The sequence below is a fragment of the Bdellovibrio sp. HCB274 genome, assembly GCF_047306075.1.
GTDB lineage: Bacteria > Bdellovibrionota > Bdellovibrionia > Bdellovibrionales > Bdellovibrionaceae > Bdellovibrio.
Map to the genome: position 1 here is coordinate 1,906,926 of NZ_CP178623.1, position 21,606 is coordinate 1,928,531.

The 21,606-nt window shown below is 46.6% G+C and carries 21 protein-coding genes; 12 read left to right on the plus strand and 9 right to left on the minus strand.

The annotated features are described in order from the left end of the window. The first annotated feature begins 32 nt into the window (after nt 1–32). From ACLWNV_RS09335 to ACLWNV_RS09355, 5 genes are all read left to right on the plus strand, one after another. A complete protein-coding gene (locus ACLWNV_RS09335; RefSeq protein ID WP_413584104.1) occupies nt 33–1,229 on the plus strand; it encodes a C1 family peptidase in 1,197 nt (398 codons plus the stop codon). A gap of 123 nt (nt 1,230–1,352) precedes the next feature. After that, entirely contained in the window at nt 1,353–2,099 is a 747-nt protein-coding gene (locus ACLWNV_RS09340; protein ID WP_413584105.1) for an SDR family NAD(P)-dependent oxidoreductase, read from the plus strand. Further along, nucleotides 2,096–2,485: a 6-carboxytetrahydropterin synthase gene (locus tag ACLWNV_RS09345; protein ID WP_413584106.1), complete on the plus strand. Its 390-nt coding sequence runs from the start codon at nt 2,096–2,098 to the stop codon at nt 2,483–2,485. Before ACLWNV_RS09340 ends, ACLWNV_RS09345 begins: the two co-directional genes overlap by 4 nt. Then, on the plus strand, nt 2,482–3,222 hold the full coding sequence (locus tag ACLWNV_RS09350; protein ID WP_413584107.1) for a pseudouridine synthase: 741 nt from the start codon (nt 2,482–2,484) through the stop codon (nt 3,220–3,222). The genes ACLWNV_RS09345 and ACLWNV_RS09350 overlap by 4 nt, the downstream gene beginning before the upstream one ends. A 134-nt stretch (nt 3,223–3,356) precedes the next feature. Continuing rightward, nucleotides 3,357–5,093, plus strand: coding sequence for a hypothetical protein (locus ACLWNV_RS09355; protein WP_413584108.1), 1,737 nt, complete (start codon nt 3,357–3,359; stop codon nt 5,091–5,093). On the opposite strand, the gene ACLWNV_RS09360 is transcribed toward ACLWNV_RS09355, so the two are convergent. From ACLWNV_RS09360 to ACLWNV_RS09370, 3 genes are all read right to left on the minus strand, one after another. Next, a complete protein-coding gene (locus ACLWNV_RS09360) occupies nt 5,087–5,905 on the minus strand; it encodes a substrate-binding periplasmic protein (RefSeq protein WP_413584109.1) in 819 nt (272 codons plus the stop codon). The genes ACLWNV_RS09355 and ACLWNV_RS09360 overlap by 7 nt on opposite strands. Nucleotides 5,906–5,936: 31 nt before the next feature. Further along, nucleotides 5,937–6,755 (minus strand): hypothetical protein, encoded by an 819-nt coding sequence (locus ACLWNV_RS09365; protein WP_413584110.1) that lies wholly within the window; start codon nt 6,753–6,755, stop codon nt 5,937–5,939. Between the two features lie 78 nt (nt 6,756–6,833). Then, nucleotides 6,834–7,631 (minus strand): DUF455 family protein, encoded by a 798-nt coding sequence (locus ACLWNV_RS09370; RefSeq protein ID WP_413584111.1) that lies wholly within the window; start codon nt 7,629–7,631, stop codon nt 6,834–6,836. A 65-nt stretch (nt 7,632–7,696) separates the two neighbouring features. Between ACLWNV_RS09370 and ACLWNV_RS09375 the strand changes: the two genes are divergently transcribed. Next, nucleotides 7,697–8,401 carry a YebC/PmpR family DNA-binding transcriptional regulator gene (locus ACLWNV_RS09375; RefSeq protein ID WP_413584113.1) on the plus strand — a complete coding sequence of 235 codons (705 nt, stop codon included), beginning with the start codon at nt 7,697–7,699 and terminating at the stop codon, nt 8,399–8,401. 97 nt (nt 8,402–8,498) lie between these two features. Then, nucleotides 8,499–8,768 (plus strand): hypothetical protein, encoded by a 270-nt coding sequence (locus ACLWNV_RS09380; RefSeq protein ID WP_413584114.1) that lies wholly within the window; start codon nt 8,499–8,501, stop codon nt 8,766–8,768. Between the two features lie 28 nt (nt 8,769–8,796). Here ACLWNV_RS09380 and ACLWNV_RS09385 read toward each other — a convergent pair whose 3' ends face one another. The 3 genes from ACLWNV_RS09385 to ACLWNV_RS09395 form a co-directional block, all read right to left on the minus strand. Further along, the gene (locus tag ACLWNV_RS09385; protein ID WP_413584115.1) at nt 8,797–9,234 is read right to left on the minus strand and encodes a SufE family protein; all 438 of its coding nucleotides are present in this window, start codon (nt 9,232–9,234) and stop codon (nt 8,797–8,799) included. Nucleotide 9,235: 1 nt separating this feature from the next. After that, nucleotides 9,236–9,943: a hypothetical protein gene (locus ACLWNV_RS09390; protein ID WP_413584116.1), complete on the minus strand. Its 708-nt coding sequence runs from the start codon at nt 9,941–9,943 to the stop codon at nt 9,236–9,238. Between the two features lie 107 nt (nt 9,944–10,050). Continuing rightward, complete coding sequence (locus ACLWNV_RS09395; protein WP_413584117.1) at nt 10,051–10,851, minus strand: phosphatase domain-containing protein; 801 nt, start codon at nt 10,849–10,851, stop codon at nt 10,051–10,053. 220 nt (nt 10,852–11,071) lie between these two features. Between ACLWNV_RS09395 and ACLWNV_RS09400 the strand changes: the two genes are divergently transcribed. The 3 genes from ACLWNV_RS09400 to ACLWNV_RS09410 all read left to right on the plus strand — a co-directional run bounded on the left by ACLWNV_RS09400 (nt 11,072) and on the right by ACLWNV_RS09410 (nt 12,879). Next, nucleotides 11,072–11,335 carry a hypothetical protein gene (locus tag ACLWNV_RS09400; RefSeq protein WP_413584118.1) on the plus strand — a complete coding sequence of 88 codons (264 nt, stop codon included), beginning with the start codon at nt 11,072–11,074 and terminating at the stop codon, nt 11,333–11,335. 89 nt (nt 11,336–11,424) lie between these two features. Continuing rightward, nucleotides 11,425–11,619 carry a hypothetical protein gene (locus tag ACLWNV_RS09405; RefSeq protein WP_413584119.1) on the plus strand — a complete coding sequence of 65 codons (195 nt, stop codon included), beginning with the start codon at nt 11,425–11,427 and terminating at the stop codon, nt 11,617–11,619. Between the two features lie 63 nt (nt 11,620–11,682). Beyond that, nucleotides 11,683–12,879: an MFS transporter gene (locus ACLWNV_RS09410; protein ID WP_413584120.1), complete on the plus strand. Its 1,197-nt coding sequence runs from the start codon at nt 11,683–11,685 to the stop codon at nt 12,877–12,879. Here the strand turns inward: ACLWNV_RS09410 and ACLWNV_RS09415 are convergent, their stop codons facing one another. Next, a complete protein-coding gene (locus ACLWNV_RS09415; RefSeq protein WP_413584121.1) occupies nt 12,880–15,195 on the minus strand; it encodes an HD domain-containing protein in 2,316 nt (771 codons plus the stop codon). 27 nt (nt 15,196–15,222) lie between these two features. Next, on the minus strand, nt 15,223–17,748 hold the full coding sequence (gene mutS, locus ACLWNV_RS09420) for a DNA mismatch repair protein MutS (protein WP_413584122.1): 2,526 nt from the start codon (nt 17,746–17,748) through the stop codon (nt 15,223–15,225). A 198-nt stretch (nt 17,749–17,946) separates the two neighbouring features. On the opposite strand from mutS, the gene ACLWNV_RS09425 reads away from it, so the two are divergent. Beyond that, complete coding sequence (locus tag ACLWNV_RS09425; protein ID WP_413584123.1) at nt 17,947–18,588, plus strand: transposase; 642 nt, start codon at nt 17,947–17,949, stop codon at nt 18,586–18,588. Nucleotides 18,589–18,632: 44 nt separating this feature from the next. Here the strand turns inward: ACLWNV_RS09425 and ACLWNV_RS09430 are convergent, their stop codons facing one another. Next, a complete protein-coding gene (locus tag ACLWNV_RS09430; protein ID WP_413584125.1) occupies nt 18,633–20,309 on the minus strand; it encodes a methyl-accepting chemotaxis protein in 1,677 nt (558 codons plus the stop codon). A 188-nt stretch (nt 20,310–20,497) separates the two neighbouring features. Here ACLWNV_RS09430 and ACLWNV_RS09435 point away from each other — a divergent pair, with 188 nt between their 5' ends. Continuing rightward, on the plus strand, nt 20,498–21,595 hold the full coding sequence (locus ACLWNV_RS09435; RefSeq protein WP_413584126.1) for a winged helix-turn-helix domain-containing protein: 1,098 nt from the start codon (nt 20,498–20,500) through the stop codon (nt 21,593–21,595). Nucleotides 21,596–21,606 lie beyond the last annotated feature (11 nt).

Here is a 21,606-nt window from a genome sequence, read left to right on the forward strand (position 1 = left end):
TATTGGCACCCGCCTTGCTTTTTCTAATTTCCATGAACAAACTCTTTGGCTCCAGTCAGATTACCAAGGTTCTAGTATTAACCCTGTGTCTAACATTTGGACATATAGATGCCGTTAATGCGCGCCTGATGTGCTCCGGTATTTTTACTGAAATATCCTGGGGTACTTTAAAACCTGACTTCAACCACACCACGACCTATACCAAAGAAATCCCTCAAGCCACTGCCATCAAAAATCAATGCAACCTGGGAACCTGTCACCAATACTCGTGGGTGGCGAACCTGGAGCAAAACTACACCGCCAATACCGGGGAGATTTTGGTACTTTCCAATCATTATCTAAGCGCACAACAGATTCTAAATCGCAGTCTGAATATGCTTACCATCGAAGTCAATTCCGCCAAAATCTCGCTGGGAGCCGCTCCCCTAATTTCCAGAAGAGAAATTCTGGATTACGGCTTGATCCCGGAAAGTGCGTGGACTCCGAAGGTTGAGTTTTACAAAGAGCCCGCGGCAAAAAGAATGAACGAGTATCTGGAAAACATCATCGCCCGTACCAAAATTAAAATGAAAGCTGCAGAGTCTTCCCACCAAAAGGAATCTCTTCTTCTGGAGGGCAGGAAACAAATAGAGGAATTTCTGCACAGCTTTATTGGAGAATTGCCAACACAGTTTGAATGGCACGGAAAGACCTATACTCCGACTCAATTTTCATCGGCCTATTTCGGTTTCTTCAAGGTCCCCTATACAAATATGTTCATCATCCGATCACGCAAAGAATCTGACGTAACGACTCACTATCTTGATGAAACCACTATTCAAACCAACATTAATGTCGCTGAAAAAAAAGCTGTCGAACTGATTGATCAGGGACACTCATTTTCTTTACATTATGAACACCATCACGAGTACGTCGATAAAGCCACGGGCATAATGTCCATTCGGGCGTTTTACACCCCTGACTATGCCAAGCCTTTAACACGCAAACAGCGCAAGGACTTCAGCAAAGACTCTGGCGGCCATGTCGTGCAAGTTGTCGGGTATGAACGCAGCCCGTTTACTGGCGAAATTGTTAAATGGAAAGTTAGAAACAGTTGGGGAGATAAGAATGGCGACGGAGGATTCTTTCACATGTACAATGATTACTTCAGAACCTTTGCCAAGGCCGTGACCTATACCACTGAAAACCTGCAAACCATCCCTTTAAAAATGCCCGTAAAAGGCCAATAGGATCGCAGTCCCGAAAATGAAGTATTTAATGCCGATAGAAGCAGCTTCGCGCAATGACATGACTTCCTATCGGCCAGGTCTTTTGCTAGCATAAGTCTTACTTTGAGACGAGAGGTCCAATTCATGAAAAAAGCAGTCGTAATCACAGGCGCGTCCAGCGGAATCGGAGCTGCCACAGCCATTCACTTCGGTAAAAATGGCTACTTCGTTTATCTTATGGGACGCAACAAAGATCGCCTGGCAGAGGTGGCTGCGAAATGTCGCTCAGGTGCATCATTGATGAGCTGTGATCTGACGGACCTCCCCGCTTTAAACAAACGTATTAGCGAGATCACTTCCACAACAATTCATAAAGTTGAAGTCCTGGTAAACAATGCCGGTATCTTCGATGTGCACTCTACAGAAGAAGGCACGGATGAATTGTGGCAAAAAGAGTTCGACGTCAACCTGATGAGCGCTGTGCGCTTGACCCGCGCTTTCTTTCCTTATTTTAAAAAGCACGGCGGCGGATCTATCGTAAACGTATCTTCATCACTGGGGTTAAAACCCACTGCAGCTACTTCCGCCTATTCTGCAATTAAAGCTGCGATGATCAACTACACGCAAAGCAATGCATTAGAAGGTGGTCCTTTCAATATCCGCGCTAATTGCGTGGCGCCAGGAATCGTGGATACGCCTATCCACCCGTTCAACAGTTTAGATGAAGCGAAAAAACAAGAAGCTATCGCGCAGATGAATCCGATGCAACCCTTGGGTCGCATTGGCAGCGCCGAAGAAATTGCCAAAGCGATTTACTTCCTGGGGAGCCCTGATTCCAGCTGGACGACGGGAGCCATTTTGCCAATCGACGGCGGAATCACGATCTCATGATTTTAACCTTGAAGAGCGGATTTTCCGCGGCCCATCTTTATCATCAGCCCCAATGGAGTCCTGAGGAGAACCTGAAGAACTTCGGCAGATGCTATACTGAGCATGGCCACGGCCATAACTACACTCTGGAAGTGGGTTTTCGCTCGCATAAAGATGAGTGGGAAACAAAGCTCGCGGAATACCAGAATCTTCTAAAAAAGCTCACTTCCGTTTTGGATCATGAGCACTTGAACTTTACGATTGCAGAGTTTAAAACCACCATTCCCACGACCGAGAATATAGCCCTGTATTTTCTGGATAAATTGAAAGAGCATTTGCCAGAATCACAGATCGCCCATATTCGACTGTACGAAACCAGTGACCTTTGGACGGAGATCCAGCCATGAGTGAAGAAAAAGAAAAAGTACGTCTAAGCAAACTGATGGCGGAAAGAGGGATCTGTTCCCGTCGTGAAGCGGATGACTATATCTCCCGTGGCCTGGTTATGGTGAATGGCGAAAAGATCGATCAACTGGGAACCAAAGTGGATCCCGGAGTAAAAATCACTCTGGAAGCGGAAGCCCTGAAACAACAAAAACGTCTGGCGACGATTCTTTTGAATAAGCCTATCGGTTATGTTTCCGCTCAACCCGAGCCTCAGTACATTCCGGCAATTCGCCTGATCACTCCCGAAAATCAGTTTGGTGAATCCAAACAACGATTGAAGCCTGAACACCTAAAAGGCATTGCGGTTGCGGGACGCCTGGATATCGACTCCCAGGGGTTGCTGTTATTCACGCAGGACGGTCGCATCGCCAAAAAGATCATCAATGAAGAAACAAAACTTGAAAAAGAATATATCGTGCGCGTTCAAGGAAAACTGCCAGAGGATAAATTAAAACTTCTGCGCCATGGTCTGTCCCTGGACGGCAAAGAACTAAAGCCTGCCATCGTTGAATGGATCAACGACGATCAACTGCGCTTCATCCTTAAAGAAGGCAAGAAACGCCAAATCCGCCGCATGTGTGAGGCCGTGGGCTTGAAAGTCACGGGACTTAAACGCGTGCGCATCGGTAACATCCGCTTAGGCAAATTGCCCGAGGGAAAATGGCGCTTTTTAGAGGACGACGAGAGCCTTGATTAGCACAGCGAAAAGGTGCCTTTCCTGGGCATCTTAGACAGTTAAGAACCCGTCAAATCCACCCTATTCCAGCATTTTCCAGCACCCTCCTTGCATCCGTAGGATAGTGAATATCCGAATGTAAGCGGGACTTTAAAATGAGCCGATTTCTTTTAAAAATCATCAGCATTTCTTTTGCTTTGGGCCTTGGTGCCTTAAGCCCCGCTATGGCTAAAACCTTCTGCAGTATGACCCTTAACTCCAATGATGAGATCGCGACGTTCGCCTCTGCCTTGACGAAACAGGGCTTTAACTTTGTCGAACTAGTTCCTGACAACAAAGATCCCCGCTGGTTTCAGAAAGCCTGTCAGAGCGGTCTGAAATGCGATGTGCTTTTAATCTCCGGTCACTTCGGAGGATTGTTTTTTGGTGAAGGCACGTCCCAAACCATCGATATCGCAGAAATGGAAAAAGCCAGTTGCAGTAATTCCTGCCCGGGAATTTTAAACAATCCCAAGGAAGTCTTCCTGATGGGTTGTAACACCCTAGCTTCGCAAAAACGCGATCACCGCACAATTGATCAGTACCTGAATGTACTTTTGAATGACGGAATTCCTTTGGATTTCGCAGAGCAAGTTGTCGCTTCCCGTTATTCACAACAGGGATTCAGTCTGGAAAAACGTTTTTCAGCTATTTTCCCTGACACTGCAAAATTATACGGCTTTTATAGCACTGGTCCGCTGGGAAAACATGCCGCTCCTCTTTTGAACCGCTATTTAAAGAATGTCGGAGACTACAACGTCCATCTTGATAGCTTGAATTCCTCAGCCAATTCCAAAATTGCCAGCGCCTTCAAGGGCCAGGCCTTTCGCGAAACCATTCCGGCAAAATCCGTCCCCCAGGAGGAACGCGGCCTATACTGCGCCCTTCGCTCCAGCGACAAAACAGTGCAAAGCAAAGCTGTCGAAAGAATCGCGCAGGAAAACAAAGTGACTGCTTACTTTGATTCCTTGGCAAGCCAACTGACTTTCGGTGCTTCGATGGCAAGCCAGATTGATGCTTCCAGCAAGGACATCATTAAAAAATCATTGGCAAAAATTCGCAGTAACAATTCGGATCTGGTAACCATCCAGCATGAAGTTTTACAGGTCTCTTCAAGTCTTGGTTTGATTGATCCTGTCAGTCGCGACATTCAGGTTAGAACCCTTTTGGATAAGGCTTACTACCAAACTTTGAACTATGCCAAGATCCGCCAGATCTGCGGAATCATCCGCGACGAACCGGGCTTTCAAAACATGTCATTCCTGCGCTTGCAGGAGCTGGCAAAACGCTCGCCTTATTTTATGCTGACACTGAGTTGTTATTCAGAACTCAACGATGACACCCGAACCTTCCTGTTCACCAAGATTGCCTCGCCTGATGCTGAATACGAACGAACCATTGCCTTGCACGTGATGAAGACGCATTGGAAGCCGGAAGATATGGACTTTTTGGAGATGGTTTTAAAAACTGCAGATCCTTTACTGCGCACCCGCCTTTATATCAGCGCGCGCTCCATATTAAGTCAGTACAAATACTCCTTACTGCTGACGCCAGGACTGCCGTCTTGTGTATTAAAAGCTGAATCCAATGCTTCTTATTCTCTGGGCGATGAGTGGAGTTGCTTAACTAACAATCCGTCGCAGTTATCCCCGGATGTCTGTGACTACTTTGCCGATCGCAACCCTGATCCTGAAAACGCTGATGATATGAGATGGTACTGCTGGAGTGGAAACAAACAGCGACTGCTGAACTCCCGCCCGGAGTGCTTCTTGCTGGCTGAAACTTTTAAAATCCGCGGCAATCAAATGAAAAATATCTGGAACTGCTCCAACCGCGATATTTACGGTTATTGATCTTCCGGCTGATAATATTTCAAATCCTCAGGATTCACATACTTTGTGGCGATCTTGGCCAGCGTGCCATCCTGACGAATCTCTTTGATGATTTTTTTGATACTGGTTCTTTCCTGCTCTGACAGTCTTTTCCTGGATAAATGAAACCCGGAAATGATCGCCTCTTCCTCCCGATCGGGAATGGAAATGAACTTCTTCATTTTATTTTCACGGGTCAGGAAATAATAAGTGAACGCGGGCGAGCTGAAGGTCGCCTGAATACGCCCATCCAGCAAAGCTTTAAACACCAACTCAGGCCCCGGATATTCACGCAGGCGATGTTTCGCGCGCAACTCCGCCTGTTCAGTTTCCTTGATAAACAAGCGCCCCTCGATGACATTACCAATATTGACCTGGGGATTATTTAGAATTGAGTCGATGGTGCTGTTTTTATCCGCCAGCTTTTTACTGATGACCAGAGTTCGCGGAATTCTATACATCTCAACGAACTCTGCTGATTTTTCAAATTTATCATCAGGAGTTCCCAACGCGTATATATCGATTTTATTTCGCGACATGTTCTCGCGCGCGGTCAGATACGAGTTCACCTGTTCCGTGGATTTACACCCAAGGCGTCGGATAATCTCTAACAAAAGTTCGTAAGCTGTTCCGCTTTTCTTGTTATTTTTGTCTACGAAAAATCCTGGAGCGTCGCCTTGAAAGGAAATCACGTAGCGTTTTTCGCAGGTATTCCTTTGGAGAATTGAATCTTGCGCAAGAACCGTTTGGCTCGTGAATAAAATGAAAAGCACACTCAGCAACAGATTCAACATAGTCCCTATGTTAAACCCAAATTGCTAAATGTCAAAGCTGTCCGCCGGTCAACATTGATATTTTTCGGAGCTCATCATCCACGGCCTGATATTTTTGAAGAATGCGCTCCACACTGCCGTCGTTTTTCATGTTCCGAAATACTGAAATCAAACCCTGCAACTCGCGGCTGTTCATACGACTTTTTGAAAGATAAAATCCCCAGACCATCTCTCCCGTACTAAGGTCGTCCAGAAGGACGTAGTTCTGTGTTTGTACGACTTTATCCAGGTAGTGATTAAAAATAGAAGGACCCGCAATCACAGCGTCGATCCTTCCTTCTTTCAGGGCCCGCATCAAATCGTCACCGTTGATAAAACTTTTTAAACGGTTTTGATTTTGCAGTAATTCAATTTCTTCCTTGGATAAATAAAAGTTCCCGCGAATCAACGCACCGAAGACCAACTTTGATTCTTTAACGTAAAAGCTGGGAGAAGCTATCCCGGTAACGCTTTTTTCTTTACGAATCAGGAGTCTTCGCTTTGAACGCCACAACTCGACGAATTCACTCTTGTCAAAACTCACCCTATTGGAAATCGGCCCCACGAAATCAACCTGATTCCGCGAAAATGCAGTTAGCACAGAGGAAACACTCCCTACAAATTCGGTATAACGACATCCAAGTCTTTTTACCGCCTCCATCGAAAGCTCATAACCAACGCCCAGCTTTTTTCCAGATTTATAAAAGTACACCGGAGGCGTACTCATAAAGCCCACGACATAGTGTCGCTCACAGACTGGAGCGGCCTGGACCAATTGAAGGAAGAAAAAAATAAGAACTACCGGAATTCCCCACAAATAAATTTTCCTCATGAGCCTATGCTAGCGCACCATTCAGGAATGTCATTGTTTCAATTTACACATTGTTTGGCTTGAGCCCGACAATTCACACTATCGCTGCGTGGAAGCCGCCAACGGGTTTATGAAATCCAGGCGCAGATTCTCATAGTATTGAATTTCTTCATCTGTGAAACCCGCCTTTCCGCGCAGAATGCGGTTGATCGGCTCCACACGCTTTGGCAGACGATGACGAAGATCATCCATGCGTTTAGGAAAATCCACGGTGTGATCAATTTTATCCTGCCTGCAGATTTCACGATACCAGCGGGAACCAAAATCGACGTGACCGATTTCTTCAAAGTTAATTTGTTTTACGATCTTTTGAATCGTCTCTTTACCGGAAGTTCCTTCCAGTCGTCGAATCAGTGTATCACCGGCATCCAGGCCGCTGCCTTCCAGATAGCGGTGAACAATCAAAATACGATCCAAAAGAGTGTCTTCAGGTGCAACCGCATACCAAAGCGCTGCGTGCACGGGCCAGTCTCCCCACTTAAATCCCAAAGACTCGATGGCCTCCAGGCACATGCGCAAATGCTGGGCTTCAGAAACAGTCACGGCGACCAATTCCTCTTTGAATCCCTGGGGAGCATCGGGAAATTCCGAAAGAGTGCGAACTCCTAGCTCCATGGCCTGAAGTTCGATGCTCGCAAGGTCATGAAGCATGCGCGCCTGACCCTCTATGGTTGAGAATCCTTTTTTAGGGGGGTGGTATTTTGGATGCAGCAAGTCAATATCGCGGTTAGGATCTTTGGGAGCCAAATAAGGGGTCTTTAACTGAAAGGCCTCCTCACAAGACTGCTCAATCTGATTAATTTTGGTCCAAACATCGGCGATATCAAAGGTCAACATACGAAGCGTTTTACATGCAGCTCCCCAACTTGCCAAATACTTCGTGATCTGGTGAAATTCCTCTCATGGGAAAATCATGGAAAACCGCAGGTAAAGTAGAGAAAGCCCAACAAAAGGGTCAAATATTCACAAAACTCGCGCGCGAGATTCAAGTCGCCGCAAAAGTTGGAGGCCCTGATCCGGCAGCGAATGCCCGTCTTCGTCTGGCAATTGATGCTGCTAAAAAAGTATCCTGCCCGAACGATACTATCGATCGTGCGATCAAAAAAGGCGCAGGCCTTCTTGATGACGGTAAAGTGATCGAAGAGTTGATGTATGAAGGCTACGGCCCTCACGGCGTTGGCGTAATCGTTGAATGCCAAACAGATAACAAACACAGAACAGCTCCAGACATGCGCCACGCTTTCAAATCTCATGAAGGCAATATGGGCGAGACTGGTTCCGTTGCCTGGATGTTTGAGCACGTCGGTCTTTTGGAAGGTGTTAAAGCCGGAACTTTCGATCCAGACGAAGAAGCTATCGAGGCTGGTGCCAACGAAGTTGGCCCTGGTGAAGACGAAGGCTCTTACGAGTTCTACACTGGCGCAACTGATTTGGATTCTGTTCGTGATGCCTTGATTAAACGTGGTTGGAAAATCACGAAATCCGAGTTGTCATACAAAGCGAAAAACATCACGGAACTTAACGACGCTCAAAGAAAAGACGTGGAAGAGTTCTTAAACTATCTTGATGACATGGACGACACTCACCGAGTGCACGCCACTGTTTAAAAGGTCGCGGTTAAAAGGTCGCGGCAGAGCTAAAGACTTACTTGTCCATTTCAAAAAAAGGCAATCCATATGGGTTGCCTTTTTTATTAGGGAAAATATGAAACTACTAATCTCGACACTTCTCTTTTTTATCTCATCAATCTCATTTGCCACCCCCGGAGGATACGGCGCAGGCCAAGGTCACGGCGGAAAAACCGGCCCCTGTCAGAAGGTCAAAACCGCATGCGAAACGGCGGGCTTTGTCGGCGGTGATCGCAATGCACCTAAAAAATTATGGAAAGACTGCGTGGACCCCTTGATGGCAGGAAAATCAGTTAAAGGTGTTTCAGTGAGTGCGGCGGATGTTGAAGCCTGTAAAATGAAATAGAATTTCACGGAGAAAGTGTGTCCGTACCTTACTTTTTCATCTTCAACATGTAGTCGAAGGCTGTCGCGTAGAGTTTGATTTGTTTTAACATTGAGTGCAGACCATTCGCGCGACTCGGGGAAAGATTTCCCTCAAAACCTAGAGCTCTTAAAAACTCCGGTGGCGTCATCAGAACTTCATTGGGTGTTGCACCTGAGTAGACCTTTAGCAACAGCGCCACAAGGCCTTTAACGATCAATGCGTCGCTATCGCCCACCAACATCATCTTACCTTCTTCTGTGACAGAGGCATGAAGCCACACTTGAGACTGACAGCCCTTAACGATGTTTTGTTCCGTTTTCAAATCATCAGACATAGCGGGTAAGGACTTACCCATTTCGATGATTTTCTTATAGCGGTCTTCCCAATCAGTGAATGCGGAAAAGTCGGAGATGATTTTTTGTTGGCGTTCCTGGATTGTAGACATCTTAAATCACTTTCAACGTTGGCAGAATTTCGAACAGGGTTTCCTCTAAAGATTGCCCTTGCTCGCCGATCATTTCGTGGAAGGCTTTTTTATCCAAGTTTGACACGATCTCAAAGCATTTTTTGTAAAAACCTTCCTGATCCTCGTGGTAACCATTCCAAAGCTCTTTGTGCTTCTTCTCATCCATGCTCCAGGACTTTTTCTCGGCAGCAGTTCCATCGGTGCGATTGTGGTAATCCAACAGCTGCATGGTTTGACGTGGAGAGAAATCCAGCATCACCAAAGCCTCTTCCAACAAAGCCAGCTCGACATACCAAAGGTAGTTATTCAGGTGATCCCAGAACTCAATGCCGCGCTCGCCGTAAGAACTTTTACAAAAAAACGTCGTACAAACCACGCCGCGATTTCTCCACACGTTGCAGTTTTGTTTTTCTTTATTGTAGTACGGGCAAAGCCAGTCTTCGCGCTGACCGAAGTCGCCTTCTTCGCGGCTATTAAAGGCCACTTGAAATTTAACGGGAGCCACCATACCGATTGGTAAAGCGTATTCACGTTTCGCCATCTTCGCGCGGAAGATACGATGAGCCTCGGTGGCGTTAGGGTCACTGAAAAGAGCACCCACCATGAAATTTGGAATGAAAGGATGAAAGGTGCAGCACTTCAAATCCTCGCGATAATGGATTTTTCCTTTTTCGCGAGGTCTGGACATAGCACAGGTATCGCAAGTGGCCTTCGTCTCCCGCGGTTCGAATTGCAGAATTTCACGCGGCAGGAGGTTTTGATAAACTTGCGGTAACTGGTACTTTAAAATCATTATTAATTGCAGCGTTTTTCTATCTTCGCTTTAAGATCCAAGAGCGAAGGGTAAACAGAAATCTCCTGATCCCAGAACCAGAGAAAATCCCGGCATTCCACAAAATACGGGAAGGCCATCACGCCACGCTTAGGTTTCCCCTTTTCTGCCACAATTCGTGGTACCAAGTAATCAACTAAAGACCGAACTGAAGAATTTTTTAAAAATCCGCGTCTTTGCAGATCCAAAGCGACCTCTACCGGGGTCACAAAGAACTGTTGTCCTAGGTAAAGCGAAGTTCCCTCACCACCGAACTTAGGGGTGTTATAGACGTCACGGATGTACTGATGGAAGCGAATCCCCGGGTACATCATCGTCATGGTGTTATAGACCTTGGGATCAGCCTCGCCGTTATCCCCCAGCATGATGACGTCTGCGGGCTTGGTGCGATCAATAATCTCCTCGATAACTTTGTATTTGTGATCATCCTTGGAGTGCACGGTGCGGGGGAAATAGACTCCCGCAGGGAAGCGGCCTCTTTTCAGGGATTCTTTGTGAGTCTTAGCCATCAGCCATTCTGGAGCACGGGTCACATAAAACACCGGGGCATCAGCATCTTTGGCAATCCCATGGAGAAGCTCGCTCATGCCGATAAACAAACTGTCTTTATCAAAAGCATACTTCGCGGAATCCATAAGATCCTGCACGTACTGAGGACGAACTGTATCATCAATGTCGGTGATAATGATGGTCTGCGCGTGAGAGGCAAAACCGCCCAACACCACCAATAGAGATGCAATAAACTGCACTAGATAGCTTTTCATAAGCCTAAAACTCCCTGTCTAATCCGTTAACATGGGTTGCACTATTCACGTCACCCGTCTCACTACTGAACAGGGCTCCAAAGTGCTTCAAATTGAGACCAATTAGATCAGGAATTTCAGCTACTTACCAAGGTAATTTTAGGCCCCATGCGCAATTCCTTGGCACACCCCGTGCTTTACCTATCAGTAACAAGACAATAACAAATCTCAAGGGGGATTTATGAAAGCACTTTTAACTATCTTCGTACTGGCTTACTCTTGCAGCTCTTTTGCCTGGATCTCTAAAGATGCGGTTCAAAAGGAATACACTTTCAAATACAAGCTTTCAGGACAATCACTTGAGATTAAAAAGCAGGCGCAAAGCTATGAAGACGCTTACCGTGTTGCTGCTCAACAGTGCTTCAACCACTTTAAAGGTGCAGGTAAAGTTTCTGAAGACCGTGGTCTGGACATCATCGACGTTTGCGCAAATCCACGCTCATAATACAACGCATTAAGCTGCAGGATTTCCTATTCCCCCATAGGTTATCCTGCATTATACTGGCTCCTGTATTATTTTAAGGAGCAGCTCACATGGGAATCATGAAATCCGTACTTGAATTTCTAACTGGCAAAGATCCAGATATCTTCGACGAAAAAGGAAACGTGTCCCACAAGCTCCCTAAAAAGAAATGGGAAGCTTGGCACAACAGAACCAAAACAGACCCAACATACAACTGGCGCAATCACACCGGGATTACCGGCGCTCCTAAGAAAAAATCAAACTAGTTACTTCAGACACCCACTCAAAAAGTGGGTGTTTTACTTTTCACTTCCACGAGCACGCATCTTATGACTGACTCTCACACTGAAAATACGCAAAAACTTTCCGCTACCACAGTTTGGATCATGGCGATCGCCACCGGTTTAAGTGTCGCAAACCTTTACTACAACCAACCTTTATTGGCTGAACTTCAACGCGACTTCGGTGTCAGCGTTAAAGATGTCGGCATCATCCCGACACTGACCCAAGTCGGTTATGCATTGGGAATGTTATTCCTGGTTCCGATGGGAGACATGTTTGAACGCCGTAAGCTGATCGTTCTGACTTCAGCAGCAGTTACAGCGGCTTTGCTGGTCGCAGCGACGGCGCAGAGCCTTTGGGTGATGGTCGTAGCAAGTTTGTTGATCGGTCTATTCACCATGGTTCCGCAGTTGATCATTCCTTTTGCCGCCCACCTGGCGAGCAATGAAAACCGTGGTAAAGTTATAGGCATCATCATGAGCGGACTTTTGATCGGCATTCTGTGCTCGCGCACGTTGGCGGGATTCATCGGCGATCTTTTCGGCTGGAGAGTTGTTTTTTATTTTGCCGCAGCCTTGATGATGGTGCTCGCAGCCTGCTTGTATTTTACCTTGCCAGCAAGTGAAGTTACCTACAGTGGTTCTTACGTGGGGTTGATTAAATCCATCGGCCAGTTGGTAAAAGAAGAGCCGATCTTGCGCGAATCCGCAGTTGTGGGCGCCATGATTTTCGGAGTTTTTAGTTCTATCTGGGCTACATTGATTTTCTTGTTATCTTCACCCCATTTTGGAATGGGTGCAAAAGAAGTGGGACTGTTTGGACTTTTAGGAGCAGCAGGTGCCATGGCAGCCCCGGTAGTTGGCCGGGTCGCTGATAAAAAAGGCGCACGCACTGGTGTTGCAATTGGACTGGGTGTACTGGCGTTATCAGTTCTGATTTTATGGGGCTCTGGTGCAAGTATCATTGGTTTGATCATTGGTATTTTTATTTTGGATTTTGGAATTCAAGCGGCTCACATCGGAAATCAAACTCGGGTGTTCGCACTGCGTGCAGATGCGCGCAGCCGTTTAAACACGGTTTACATGTTTTCTTATTTCATGGGTGGAGCGCTGGGTTCTTTACTGGGATCTTATGCGTGGAACGCGGGCCAATGGCAGGGCGTTTGCCTGGTGTTAAGCGCTGGCACCCTGATCGCGATTTTAGCGTTCTGGTTGGGTCGTAACGCCAAGCCCGCGAAATCTTAGTTACTCCTGCGGGAGATTGAATTTCTCCTGCAAGGCGCGCACAAGCTCCTGGGATTCCCCTTGAGCTTTTAAGATGAAAATATCATCCACTTGTCGGCCCCACGTGTGCACGCGCGCGGATTTTACACTCATATTAAGTTCGCTTAAAGCTTTGGCAGCGGCCGCTAACAATCCCGCCTGATCGGGACCACGGAAACTGATCACCCATTCTTTATCGTGAGCACTCATCAGCTGAATGCTATCGAATTTGACTGCGGGAATTTCTTTCGCTTTCGGTTGAGAACTTTTTAAAAGTTGTTCAAGAGTTTTCAGATTCTTTTGTGTGGTGATCTGAAACCAGTCATAGACCCCCACTTTCTGAAGAGTGTGAATGGAGGCATGGCGAACACCTAAACCGAGAGAATAAAATTGACCGACATAGTCTGCCAAAATCCCCTTGCGATCTCTTTTTTGATGCAGGCGAATCCAAACCTCGCCCTGCTTGGTTTGCATGATTTTTGGAGGCAGGGATTCGGCGGCGTCCTCCGCTTTTTTCAAATCCTCCACCAAATCCTTCATCGAAAGACTTTCAACTAAAACCGGGCCAAGCTCTTCATAAATCTCTTCCGGCATGTGCAGGTGTTTTTCTGCCTTTAAAGTTCTGAAAGTGAAATAATCCTGGGCTTTTTTACTTTCAAGATTTACTACCAGCTCTGCCAGCAAGCGAGCCTTCCATTCATTCCAGGCTTCCGGGTTCGTGGCGCGAATATCCACCGCTGTGAAGATCGCCAGACGCTTTAGCGCGCTTTTCTGGGCGCCCTTATCATGAAGTTCCTGCCACACGCGCGGGTCTTTTGAATTTTTACGAAAAGCGGCTTGAGAAAGTTCCAGATGATTTTTTACCATCCACTTTACGTCGTCTGTCAGTTTTTTAGTAAAACCGAAGGCTTTAAAATCTCGCGCGACGATATCAGTTCCGACTTCGGCGTGATCGCCACTATCCAGACCCTTTGCTAAATCGTGATACATGCATGACCAAGTCAACACCTGCCAGTCATAGGCATTAAGTTGTTTTGCAATGGCTTCAAGCGGCCCCAGCTCTTTGGGTTTGGCGAAAACTCTTTTGATCTCCCGGCAGGCCTGCAAAATGTGTGAATCCGCTGTGTAGCGATGATATTGATCATGCTGAACGTATCCCACCAGTCGTGTGATCTCGGGCACCAGACGATCAATCAGCCGTGATCTGAAGACGCCGAATATATATTCGTCTTTGGCTTTTACATTTAAAACATCATCCAGTTCTTTACCGCGAATTTTGCCCAGTTTTTTAAGATGGTTTACGGGCAAAAGATGATCCAGTTCTTCACGTACTTTTTTCTGCATTAAGACGCCGGGATTTTTTTCCAAAGCTGCAAAAAGATCAGCGGGCTTATAGAATTCGGTGCGCTCAATTTTTTTAAGCACTTCCTCGGGCGCATCGGCGACTGCGATAATCCAGTCAGAATAAAAATTCACGCGCGAAAGTCCGCGCTGCAGGCTGCGCATGAAATCCTTGTGGGATTTAAAACCCATCCATTTTCCCAAATCAAACTGTGCAGAACTTGAAAGGATATCGCCGTGACCTTCCAGATGAAGTTTTTGGCGCAGGGATAAAAGATAATCGCGGTAATAATTTAAAACATTCAGGGCATGACCCGGATGCGTGAATCTTTCAGCAAATAATTCGTAAATTTGCAGACCCTGTTCAAGATCTCTTAATCCACCGGGCCCGTATTTAAGATTGGGCTCAAGGTAATTGGTGATCGAGTCAAAACGATTCTCACGAGCCTTGCGCTCTTCCTTAACGGCTTTTAGCAAACCTTTGCGGAAAAGATTTTTCTTGGACCAGATGCGCTTTTGTTGTTCAAACAACTTTCGCGCACCTTCCGGAGTAAACGGCTTGGCTTTTAAAAGTGCCAGCACGTCAAAGGCTTCCACTCCTTCAGTCCAATCCAATGGATTTGCCGGCATACGGTAGCGGATCTTTAATCCCTGTTCCTGCAATTGATTGGTGAAATCGCGAACCTTATCTTCGTCGCCGCAAAACAAAATATCGATGTCGGATTTTGGGCTCAGTTCGCCCCGGGCCCACGAGCCCAGCATGATGGGATGGGTATCTCTGAACTGTGGATTTGCTTTAAGAGTTTCTTCAAGCTTGGCGCCTAACCACGCGGAAAAATTCTGGCTTGAAAAACAAAACACCTGGCGGACATCTCCGTCAGGTGTCATTAGTGGTGGATTTAAGATCTCTTGTGCTTGAACAAGTTGTTCACTTGAAAGAAACGTCTTGGCTGCCATAGGTAAAATGATCAGCCAATTCCAGTGCTATTGCAAGCTGGTGTTTTCCGCCATTTCCTTCCATTTAGCAACCTGGCTCATCACTTCCAGAGGGCTGGACTGCAACAGTGGATACTTTTGCAGTTCGTTCATCAAAGACTTCACACCTTCAGGAACTACCGGAACTTCCACGGAGTTTGCAGCAGAAGCTTCATGTGATTCTTCAATATGGTCCAGTAATGAAAGCTGACTGCTAGCCTGAACACGTTTGGATTCGATCTCACGCAGCAGGCTTTTTGCACGCTTGGTGACGGTTGCAGGTAACCCTGCAAGCTCTGCCACCTGAACCCCGTAGGATTTCAGAGCTGGACCTTTCACCAAAGTATGAAGGAAACGGATTTCGCCATTTCTTTCTGCAACGGTCATGTGCGCGTTCGTAATTTGGCCATAGCTTTGATCCAAAGTCGTCAGCTCATGGTAGTGAGTTGCAAAGAACGTCAATGCCTTCACGTCACTCAGTAAATGTTCCAGGATAGATTGAGCCAGGCACATTCCATCAAACGTGCTGGTTCCGCGACCGACTTCATCCAGAATTACCAAAGAATTCTGAGTGGCGTTTTTTAGCATCGCGGAAGTCTCGGTCATTTCAACCATGAAGGTGGATAGACCTTCTGACAGCTGATCACTCGCCCCGATTCGGGTGAAGATCGCATCAAAGACCGGAAGCTTCGCTTCGTCAGCTGGAACGAAGGAGCCCATCTGAGCCATGATAGCATTCAATGCCACCTGACGCATCAATGTCGACTTACCGGCCATATTCGGGCCTGTCAGCAACAAGCAGGAATGCGGGTGCAATTCGATGTCATTGGCAACGAAATTAGTTTTAACCGTTTGCTCGACCACGGGATGACGGCTGGCTTTTAAATGCAAAGAGCCGTTTTCCGTAAATTGCGGGCGGGCGTATTTTTCTTCAAGACTTAACCATGCAAGACTTGAGATCACATCCATCTCGCTGCACTCGTGTGCAAGAGTTAACAACGCAGGACACTGAGCCAGGATCTCTTTACGAAGCATATCAAAGAACTCAAATTCCAGATCGGCACGCTTGGTGTTTGCTGAAAGGACTTTTCTTTCAAGCTCGACCAATTCGTCAGTGCAATAGCGTTCTGCATTCGTCAAAGTCTGCTTACGTTGATAGTTCGCAGGCGCTTTGTCTTTATGGGAGTTCGTGATTTCGATGTAGTATCCGAAAACATTGTTATAACGAATCTTAAGACTCGAAATACCTGTTTTTTCTTTTTCTTCAGCTTCCATCTTAGCCACAAGTGCCTGCGCATTTGTGGAAAGATCAATCAACTCGTCAAGCTCAGAGGAAACGCCCTGACGAATCAGGTAACCTTGCTTGGTTGCCAACGGTGGATCTTCAACCAGTGTTCTTTCAATTTTATAGGCCAGGTCACGCAGGCTTTCAAAGTTTGCAGTTGAACCACTGGCTTGAACGAAAACTTCCAAAGCACTGACACCGGCGTGAACACTGCCAGCCAAAGCCAACAAATCACGACCATTACACTGTGGTTGAGAGATTTTACCCAGGCGGCGTTCAATATCCCCCATTTGTCCCAGGATCTGACGAGCACGTTTTAATTCCAAAACATGACTGCGCCAGAACTCGACGGAATCCAATCGGTTTTCGATGGATTTCACATCACGCAGCGGGAAGCTTAACCATTGGCGCAGCATACGGCTGCCCGCGGAAGTTTGTGTGCGGTTGATAGCATGGAACAAACTGCCCAGGCCCTCACCTTTGTATGTCGAGAACACTTCCAAATGTCTTAGCGTCGTGTTGGAAATTTCCAGACGGTGCTCAAGATCTCTTTCCACAAATGGAGAAAGAGTTTTCAATGCTTCCTCGCCTGACAATTGCAGGACGTAGCTAAGAAGTCTTGCAGCTGACGCAGGAGCTGAATTTTTAAGAAGGTCATTTCCCGCATCCATCATTTCTTCATGATGACTGATCAGGATGTTGTCCAGACCTGCAAGCAACGCTTCATGCTCTTTTGCGATCACGATCTCTGCCACCGGCAGAATTTGCACGAAGCGCAAGAGTTCGTGGGAGTTTTTGGATGTAAAGAAGAACGCCTCACCTGTAGTTGAATCCAGGAAGCTGATCGAAGTTTGATCAATGCTTACCAGGTAGTGAGGCTTGGTTCCGTCCAACGTGTCAGAGTCATAGACCATGCCCGGAGTCAGAACGCGCGTCACACCACGCTTAACAATTCCTTTGGCTGCTTTGGGGTCTTCAAGCTGGTCACAGATCGCAACTTTAAAACCGTGAGCCAAAAGTTTATTGATGGGGCCTGCCACAGAATGATGAGGCATCCCGCACATCGGAGTTTCGTCCTGAGATTTTTTATTTCTTTGAGTAAGCGCGATCCCTAATACGGGAGCTGCTTTAACCGCATCATCAAAGAACATTTCAAAAAAGTCCCCCATGCGGAATAGAAGGATCTTATCTTGATGGACAGATTTAATGTCCCAGTACTGCTTCATAAGTGGTGTAAGATTCGCTGACATAGGCTGAAAACCCTACCCCAGCCCCCTATCATCTTTCACTCACAAAACCCACCTAACGCACCGCAGACCCAAAAGGCGCCAGCCACCCTCCCGCCCGCCTCCACAGAAGCAACGCATCCGTCTCCCGTCCGCCCACTTTTATCTTGCATTATTCTGTTTCTAGCCGCGAGCGCACAAGATTTTGCTAACAAAAACAGCATGCCTAGATCTTTACGCGAACACTCAACAGAACACCCTTTTCAAATAACTGCCCGCTGCCGTAATCGGGAATTTTTCCCCATTCCCATGTCCGAGGTTTGGACCATCATGGAGGACTACCTTTTCTTTATCTCCCACGCTTATCAGATCGAAATCATTTCGTTTGTTCTGATGAGTAATCACTTCCATCTAATCGCGAGAACTCCACAGGGAAATTTGAATGAGGCAATGAACTATTTTATGAGTAATACAAGTCGTTGCATTAACGAAAAGGCTGGCGCGATTAATCAGCTCTGGGGAAGTCGTTATCATCCGTCACTGATTGATTGCGACCATTACCTGATGAATGTCTATAAGTACGTTTACCGCAATCCCGTAGAAGCCGGACTGAGTGACCGCGCAGAGAACTACACCTACTCCACATTAAATTTGAAACTCGGAAGAGGCCGGATCAATTTTCCAATTCTTGCGGATACAATTTTAAATGAATCACACAACTTTACGTTGAAATGGATCAACCAATCTGTGGATTTAGAACAAAGAAGAATGATAGAACGAGCCCTCAAAAGACCGCGCTTCGCAATTCCGAAAAAGGTCCGGGGGAATAAAAAAAAGCCCAGTCTTGCGACCGAGCTTTACTAATTTTTACGCACTGCAGACCCGGAAGGCGCCAGGCGCCTTTTGGGTTAGAAGCCGTCGGTGGAGCCTACTTTTCTTGTGTCGTCGTCGAAGGGGATCATGTCGGAGGCTTTTAATTCCTCGGGTTTTACGCTGGTTTTAGCTGTGGGTTTGAATTTTACAACATTGCTTGCTGCTTTTTTATTCAAATCCGCTGCTGGTTTTGCCTTGGATGCATCTTTCTTTTTCTCAGTCATTGCTGGCTGATCTTCAGAAGCATCCACTTTTGCTCCACCACCGACCACTACATTCGATAACGTGACAACGACGTTGAACATTTGTTTCGACTGAGAAGACATTTCTTCAGAAGTTGCTGCGATCTCTTCTGATGACGCCGCATTAGCCTGAGCACTTTGATCCAGCTGATTCATCGCTTTGCTGATCTGCTGAATGCCCGTTGTTTGCTCCGAGCTTGCTGCTGCGATTTCGTTATTCAGGTCTGATACTTTTTTGATGGAGTTTACGATGGTCTTTAACACTTCGCCGGCTTTATCAGCGATTTTAGATCCACCCTCGACCTGATTCACAGAGTCTTTAATCAAACCATTAATGTCTTTTGCAGCCACTGCAGATCTCTGAGCCAGACTTCGCACGGCTTCCGCCACAACTGCAAAACCTTTCCCCTGCTCGCCGGCGCGCGCAGCTTCCACCGCGGCATTTAGCGCCAGTAGATTTGTCTGGAAGGCGATATCGTCGATAACATTAATAATCTCTTCAATCTTTTTAGAGGACTGGGAAATACCGTGCATCGAATGCACCAATTTTTGCATCTCCTGCTCTCCGTCCTCTGCAGCCGTTCTAGATGCCTGGGACAAACTTGCCGCCTGTTTTGCATTGTCCGAGTTCATGGAAACCATCGAACTCATTTCCTCAAGGGCTGCGACAGTTTCCTCTAGGGAAGCCGCAGACGTTGTAGACGATTGGGACAAACTTTGCCCTGCTGTCGTTAACTGCACAATTGCGGAATTCACCTGACCGCATGAATCCGAAAGTTGATGAACAACTTCAGAAACACTGCGACTTAAACGGGAGGCGATAAACATCAGCCCCAGGAAAACTCCCAAGCCACACAGAACACCGATGGCCGTAACCCACTTAAAGATTTTTTCAGTCTCAGCTTTTTGGAATTCATTGCTCTTAATCGCTGTCTCGGAATAAAGAGAAGACAGTTTTTCCGTGGTCTTTTTAATCTCCACAGATTGGGCCTGGTATGAGCCTTCGGCCGCAGCAGCGCGCACCTTCTCGTAATTTTCCGGAGTTGGCGTTTTCAGTGTTTTAATAAAATCTTCCACGTTAGCCACGTAAGCTGCGTGATTTGCCTTCATTGGAGCATAGATTTCTGGCTCCCCTGGCATATCCGGAGAAGACTCGTACTTCTTTACGGCCTCATTATACTCCACCAGCGCCTGTCCCAATTTATCGATATAAATGTCGCGGCGTTTTTCAAAATTCAAATTCGCCAGTGCACCCCAAAGGTACTGACCGATACGCGCTCTTCCGCCTTCGATCTGTCCCAGGGAATCCACATTCGGAATAATTTCCGCATAGGATTTATTCAACATTCCACTTAAAGACGTCAGCCCCATATATGCTACAAAACCAAGCACCGCAAAACCGACTGCAGGCCACGCTGCTGCCACTAAAAGCTTTCCTTTTATCCCCGAAAACCATGAACCCTGTTTCATCATTTCTCCATTTAAACTATGGTGGAACTATCGGTTTTCTCGACTGAGGAATTAAATTTGAATTTACTCTGACCCAATTTGAGACAGTTGCCTCACTGAGTCAGCTTTATGTTACGCGCAATAGTGGATTAAATTCTCATTTCATTTTCTGTAAGATCTTGACGTTATACCGACAGAATTCTATTTAGATGTGCATGCTGAGCGAACTGAGTTCAAACATCAACCTGGCCAAACTGAATTATCAAAGAGGGCACTATCAAGAAGCCTGCGATAATTCCGAACTCATTTGCGCTGAATCCGAGGTTATCGGCGATCTTAACAGCTGGCTTTATGGAGTGCGCTTCTTAATTCAAGCAAGCTCCGAACTTGGCAAGCTGGATCAGTTCAAAAACCAATTCCAAAAACTTCAAGTGTACGAGAAAGCAAATCAGGACGCCGGTATTCACGGTCGAATTCTGCACAACCTGGGGCTATGGAAAATGGCTCAGGGAGATGATTCCCAAGCCAAACACTATTTCCTGCAGGCACTTGAGCAATGCACATCGACTCAGGATCTGGAAACCGTTGCGCGCCTTTTGCAGGAACTTGCCATGGTTTCAATGAAGTCCAACCCCATTGAAGCATTGAAGTACCTGGACAAGGCTCTGCTGCTAACCAAAGAACTAAAACTTGAAGAGATTCACACCAGCTGTCTGGTGGTAAAAAGCCATGTTTTCCTGGACGAGAAGCGAGCGGATGATGCACTGGATGCCATTTGGAAAGCCTACGAAAAAGCTCAACAGAATTCTTTGCACTATCTGATCGTTTATATTTTGGTGCAAATGGCAGCGATTTACGAAGCACAAGGCAAGCGTCACGAAGCGACGATTTATCGCTCTCTCGCGGTCAAAGGGATGGATGGGGATATCTCTCACCGTCTGCGCACAGTAAAGGCTCAGCTGGCACAGGAAACACAAGTCACTTCCGAGGCTGACCTTATCATTGATCAGGTGGCTTTTAAAATTAAGTCCCGGGCCAAAGGCGAAGTGGATTTTAAGAATCAACACATCCTTTTCGATTTGTTAAAGCTGTTCGTGCAAAATCAAGGCACCCGCTTTACTAAAAACTATCTCGTCGAAAATATTTGGGGCTACGCTTACGATCCCTCAGTTCATGATAACATTATTTACGTTTCAATCAAAAGACTGCGAACACTTCTGGAACCCGATCCAAATTCACCGAGCTTCGTTCTGCGTGATCGCAAGGGATACTATCTTCCCGGGAACGTCACAGTAAAATTCATATAAAAAAACCCGGC

Coding starts and splice junctions, on each gene's coding strand:
- ACLWNV_RS09335 (WP_413584104.1), top strand. CDS start 33: ATGAACAAACTCTTTGGCTCCAGTCAGATTACCAAGGTTCTAGTATTA.
- ACLWNV_RS09340 (WP_413584105.1), top strand. CDS start 1,353: ATGAAAAAAGCAGTCGTAATCACAGGCGCGTCCAGCGGAATCGGAGCT.
- ACLWNV_RS09345 (WP_413584106.1), top strand. CDS start 2,096: ATGATTTTAACCTTGAAGAGCGGATTTTCCGCGGCCCATCTTTATCAT.
- ACLWNV_RS09350 (WP_413584107.1), top strand. CDS start 2,482: ATGAGTGAAGAAAAAGAAAAAGTACGTCTAAGCAAACTGATGGCGGAA.
- ACLWNV_RS09355 (WP_413584108.1), top strand. CDS start 3,357: ATGAGCCGATTTCTTTTAAAAATCATCAGCATTTCTTTTGCTTTGGGC.
- ACLWNV_RS09360 (WP_413584109.1), bottom strand. CDS start 5,905: ATGTTGAATCTGTTGCTGAGTGTGCTTTTCATTTTATTCACGAGCCAA.
- ACLWNV_RS09365 (WP_413584110.1), bottom strand. CDS start 6,755: ATGAGGAAAATTTATTTGTGGGGAATTCCGGTAGTTCTTATTTTTTTC.
- ACLWNV_RS09370 (WP_413584111.1), bottom strand. CDS start 7,631: ATGTTGACCTTTGATATCGCCGATGTTTGGACCAAAATTAATCAGATT.
- ACLWNV_RS09375 (WP_413584113.1), top strand. CDS start 7,697: ATGGGAAAATCATGGAAAACCGCAGGTAAAGTAGAGAAAGCCCAACAA.
- ACLWNV_RS09380 (WP_413584114.1), top strand. CDS start 8,499: ATGAAACTACTAATCTCGACACTTCTCTTTTTTATCTCATCAATCTCA.
- ACLWNV_RS09385 (WP_413584115.1), bottom strand. CDS start 9,234: ATGTCTACAATCCAGGAACGCCAACAAAAAATCATCTCCGACTTTTCC.
- ACLWNV_RS09390 (WP_413584116.1), bottom strand. CDS start 9,943: ATGTCCAGACCTCGCGAAAAAGGAAAAATCCATTATCGCGAGGATTTG.
- ACLWNV_RS09395 (WP_413584117.1), bottom strand. CDS start 10,851: ATGAAAAGCTATCTAGTGCAGTTTATTGCATCTCTATTGGTGGTGTTG.
- ACLWNV_RS09400 (WP_413584118.1), top strand. CDS start 11,072: ATGAAAGCACTTTTAACTATCTTCGTACTGGCTTACTCTTGCAGCTCT.
- ACLWNV_RS09405 (WP_413584119.1), top strand. CDS start 11,425: ATGGGAATCATGAAATCCGTACTTGAATTTCTAACTGGCAAAGATCCA.
- ACLWNV_RS09410 (WP_413584120.1), top strand. CDS start 11,683: ATGACTGACTCTCACACTGAAAATACGCAAAAACTTTCCGCTACCACA.
- ACLWNV_RS09415 (WP_413584121.1), bottom strand. CDS start 15,195: ATGGCAGCCAAGACGTTTCTTTCAAGTGAACAACTTGTTCAAGCACAA.
- mutS (WP_413584122.1), bottom strand. CDS start 17,748: ATGTCAGCGAATCTTACACCACTTATGAAGCAGTACTGGGACATTAAA.
- ACLWNV_RS09425 (WP_413584123.1), top strand. CDS start 17,947: ATGCCTAGATCTTTACGCGAACACTCAACAGAACACCCTTTTCAAATA.
- ACLWNV_RS09430 (WP_413584125.1), bottom strand. CDS start 20,309: ATGAAACAGGGTTCATGGTTTTCGGGGATAAAAGGAAAGCTTTTAGTG.
- ACLWNV_RS09435 (WP_413584126.1), top strand. CDS start 20,498: ATGTGCATGCTGAGCGAACTGAGTTCAAACATCAACCTGGCCAAACTG.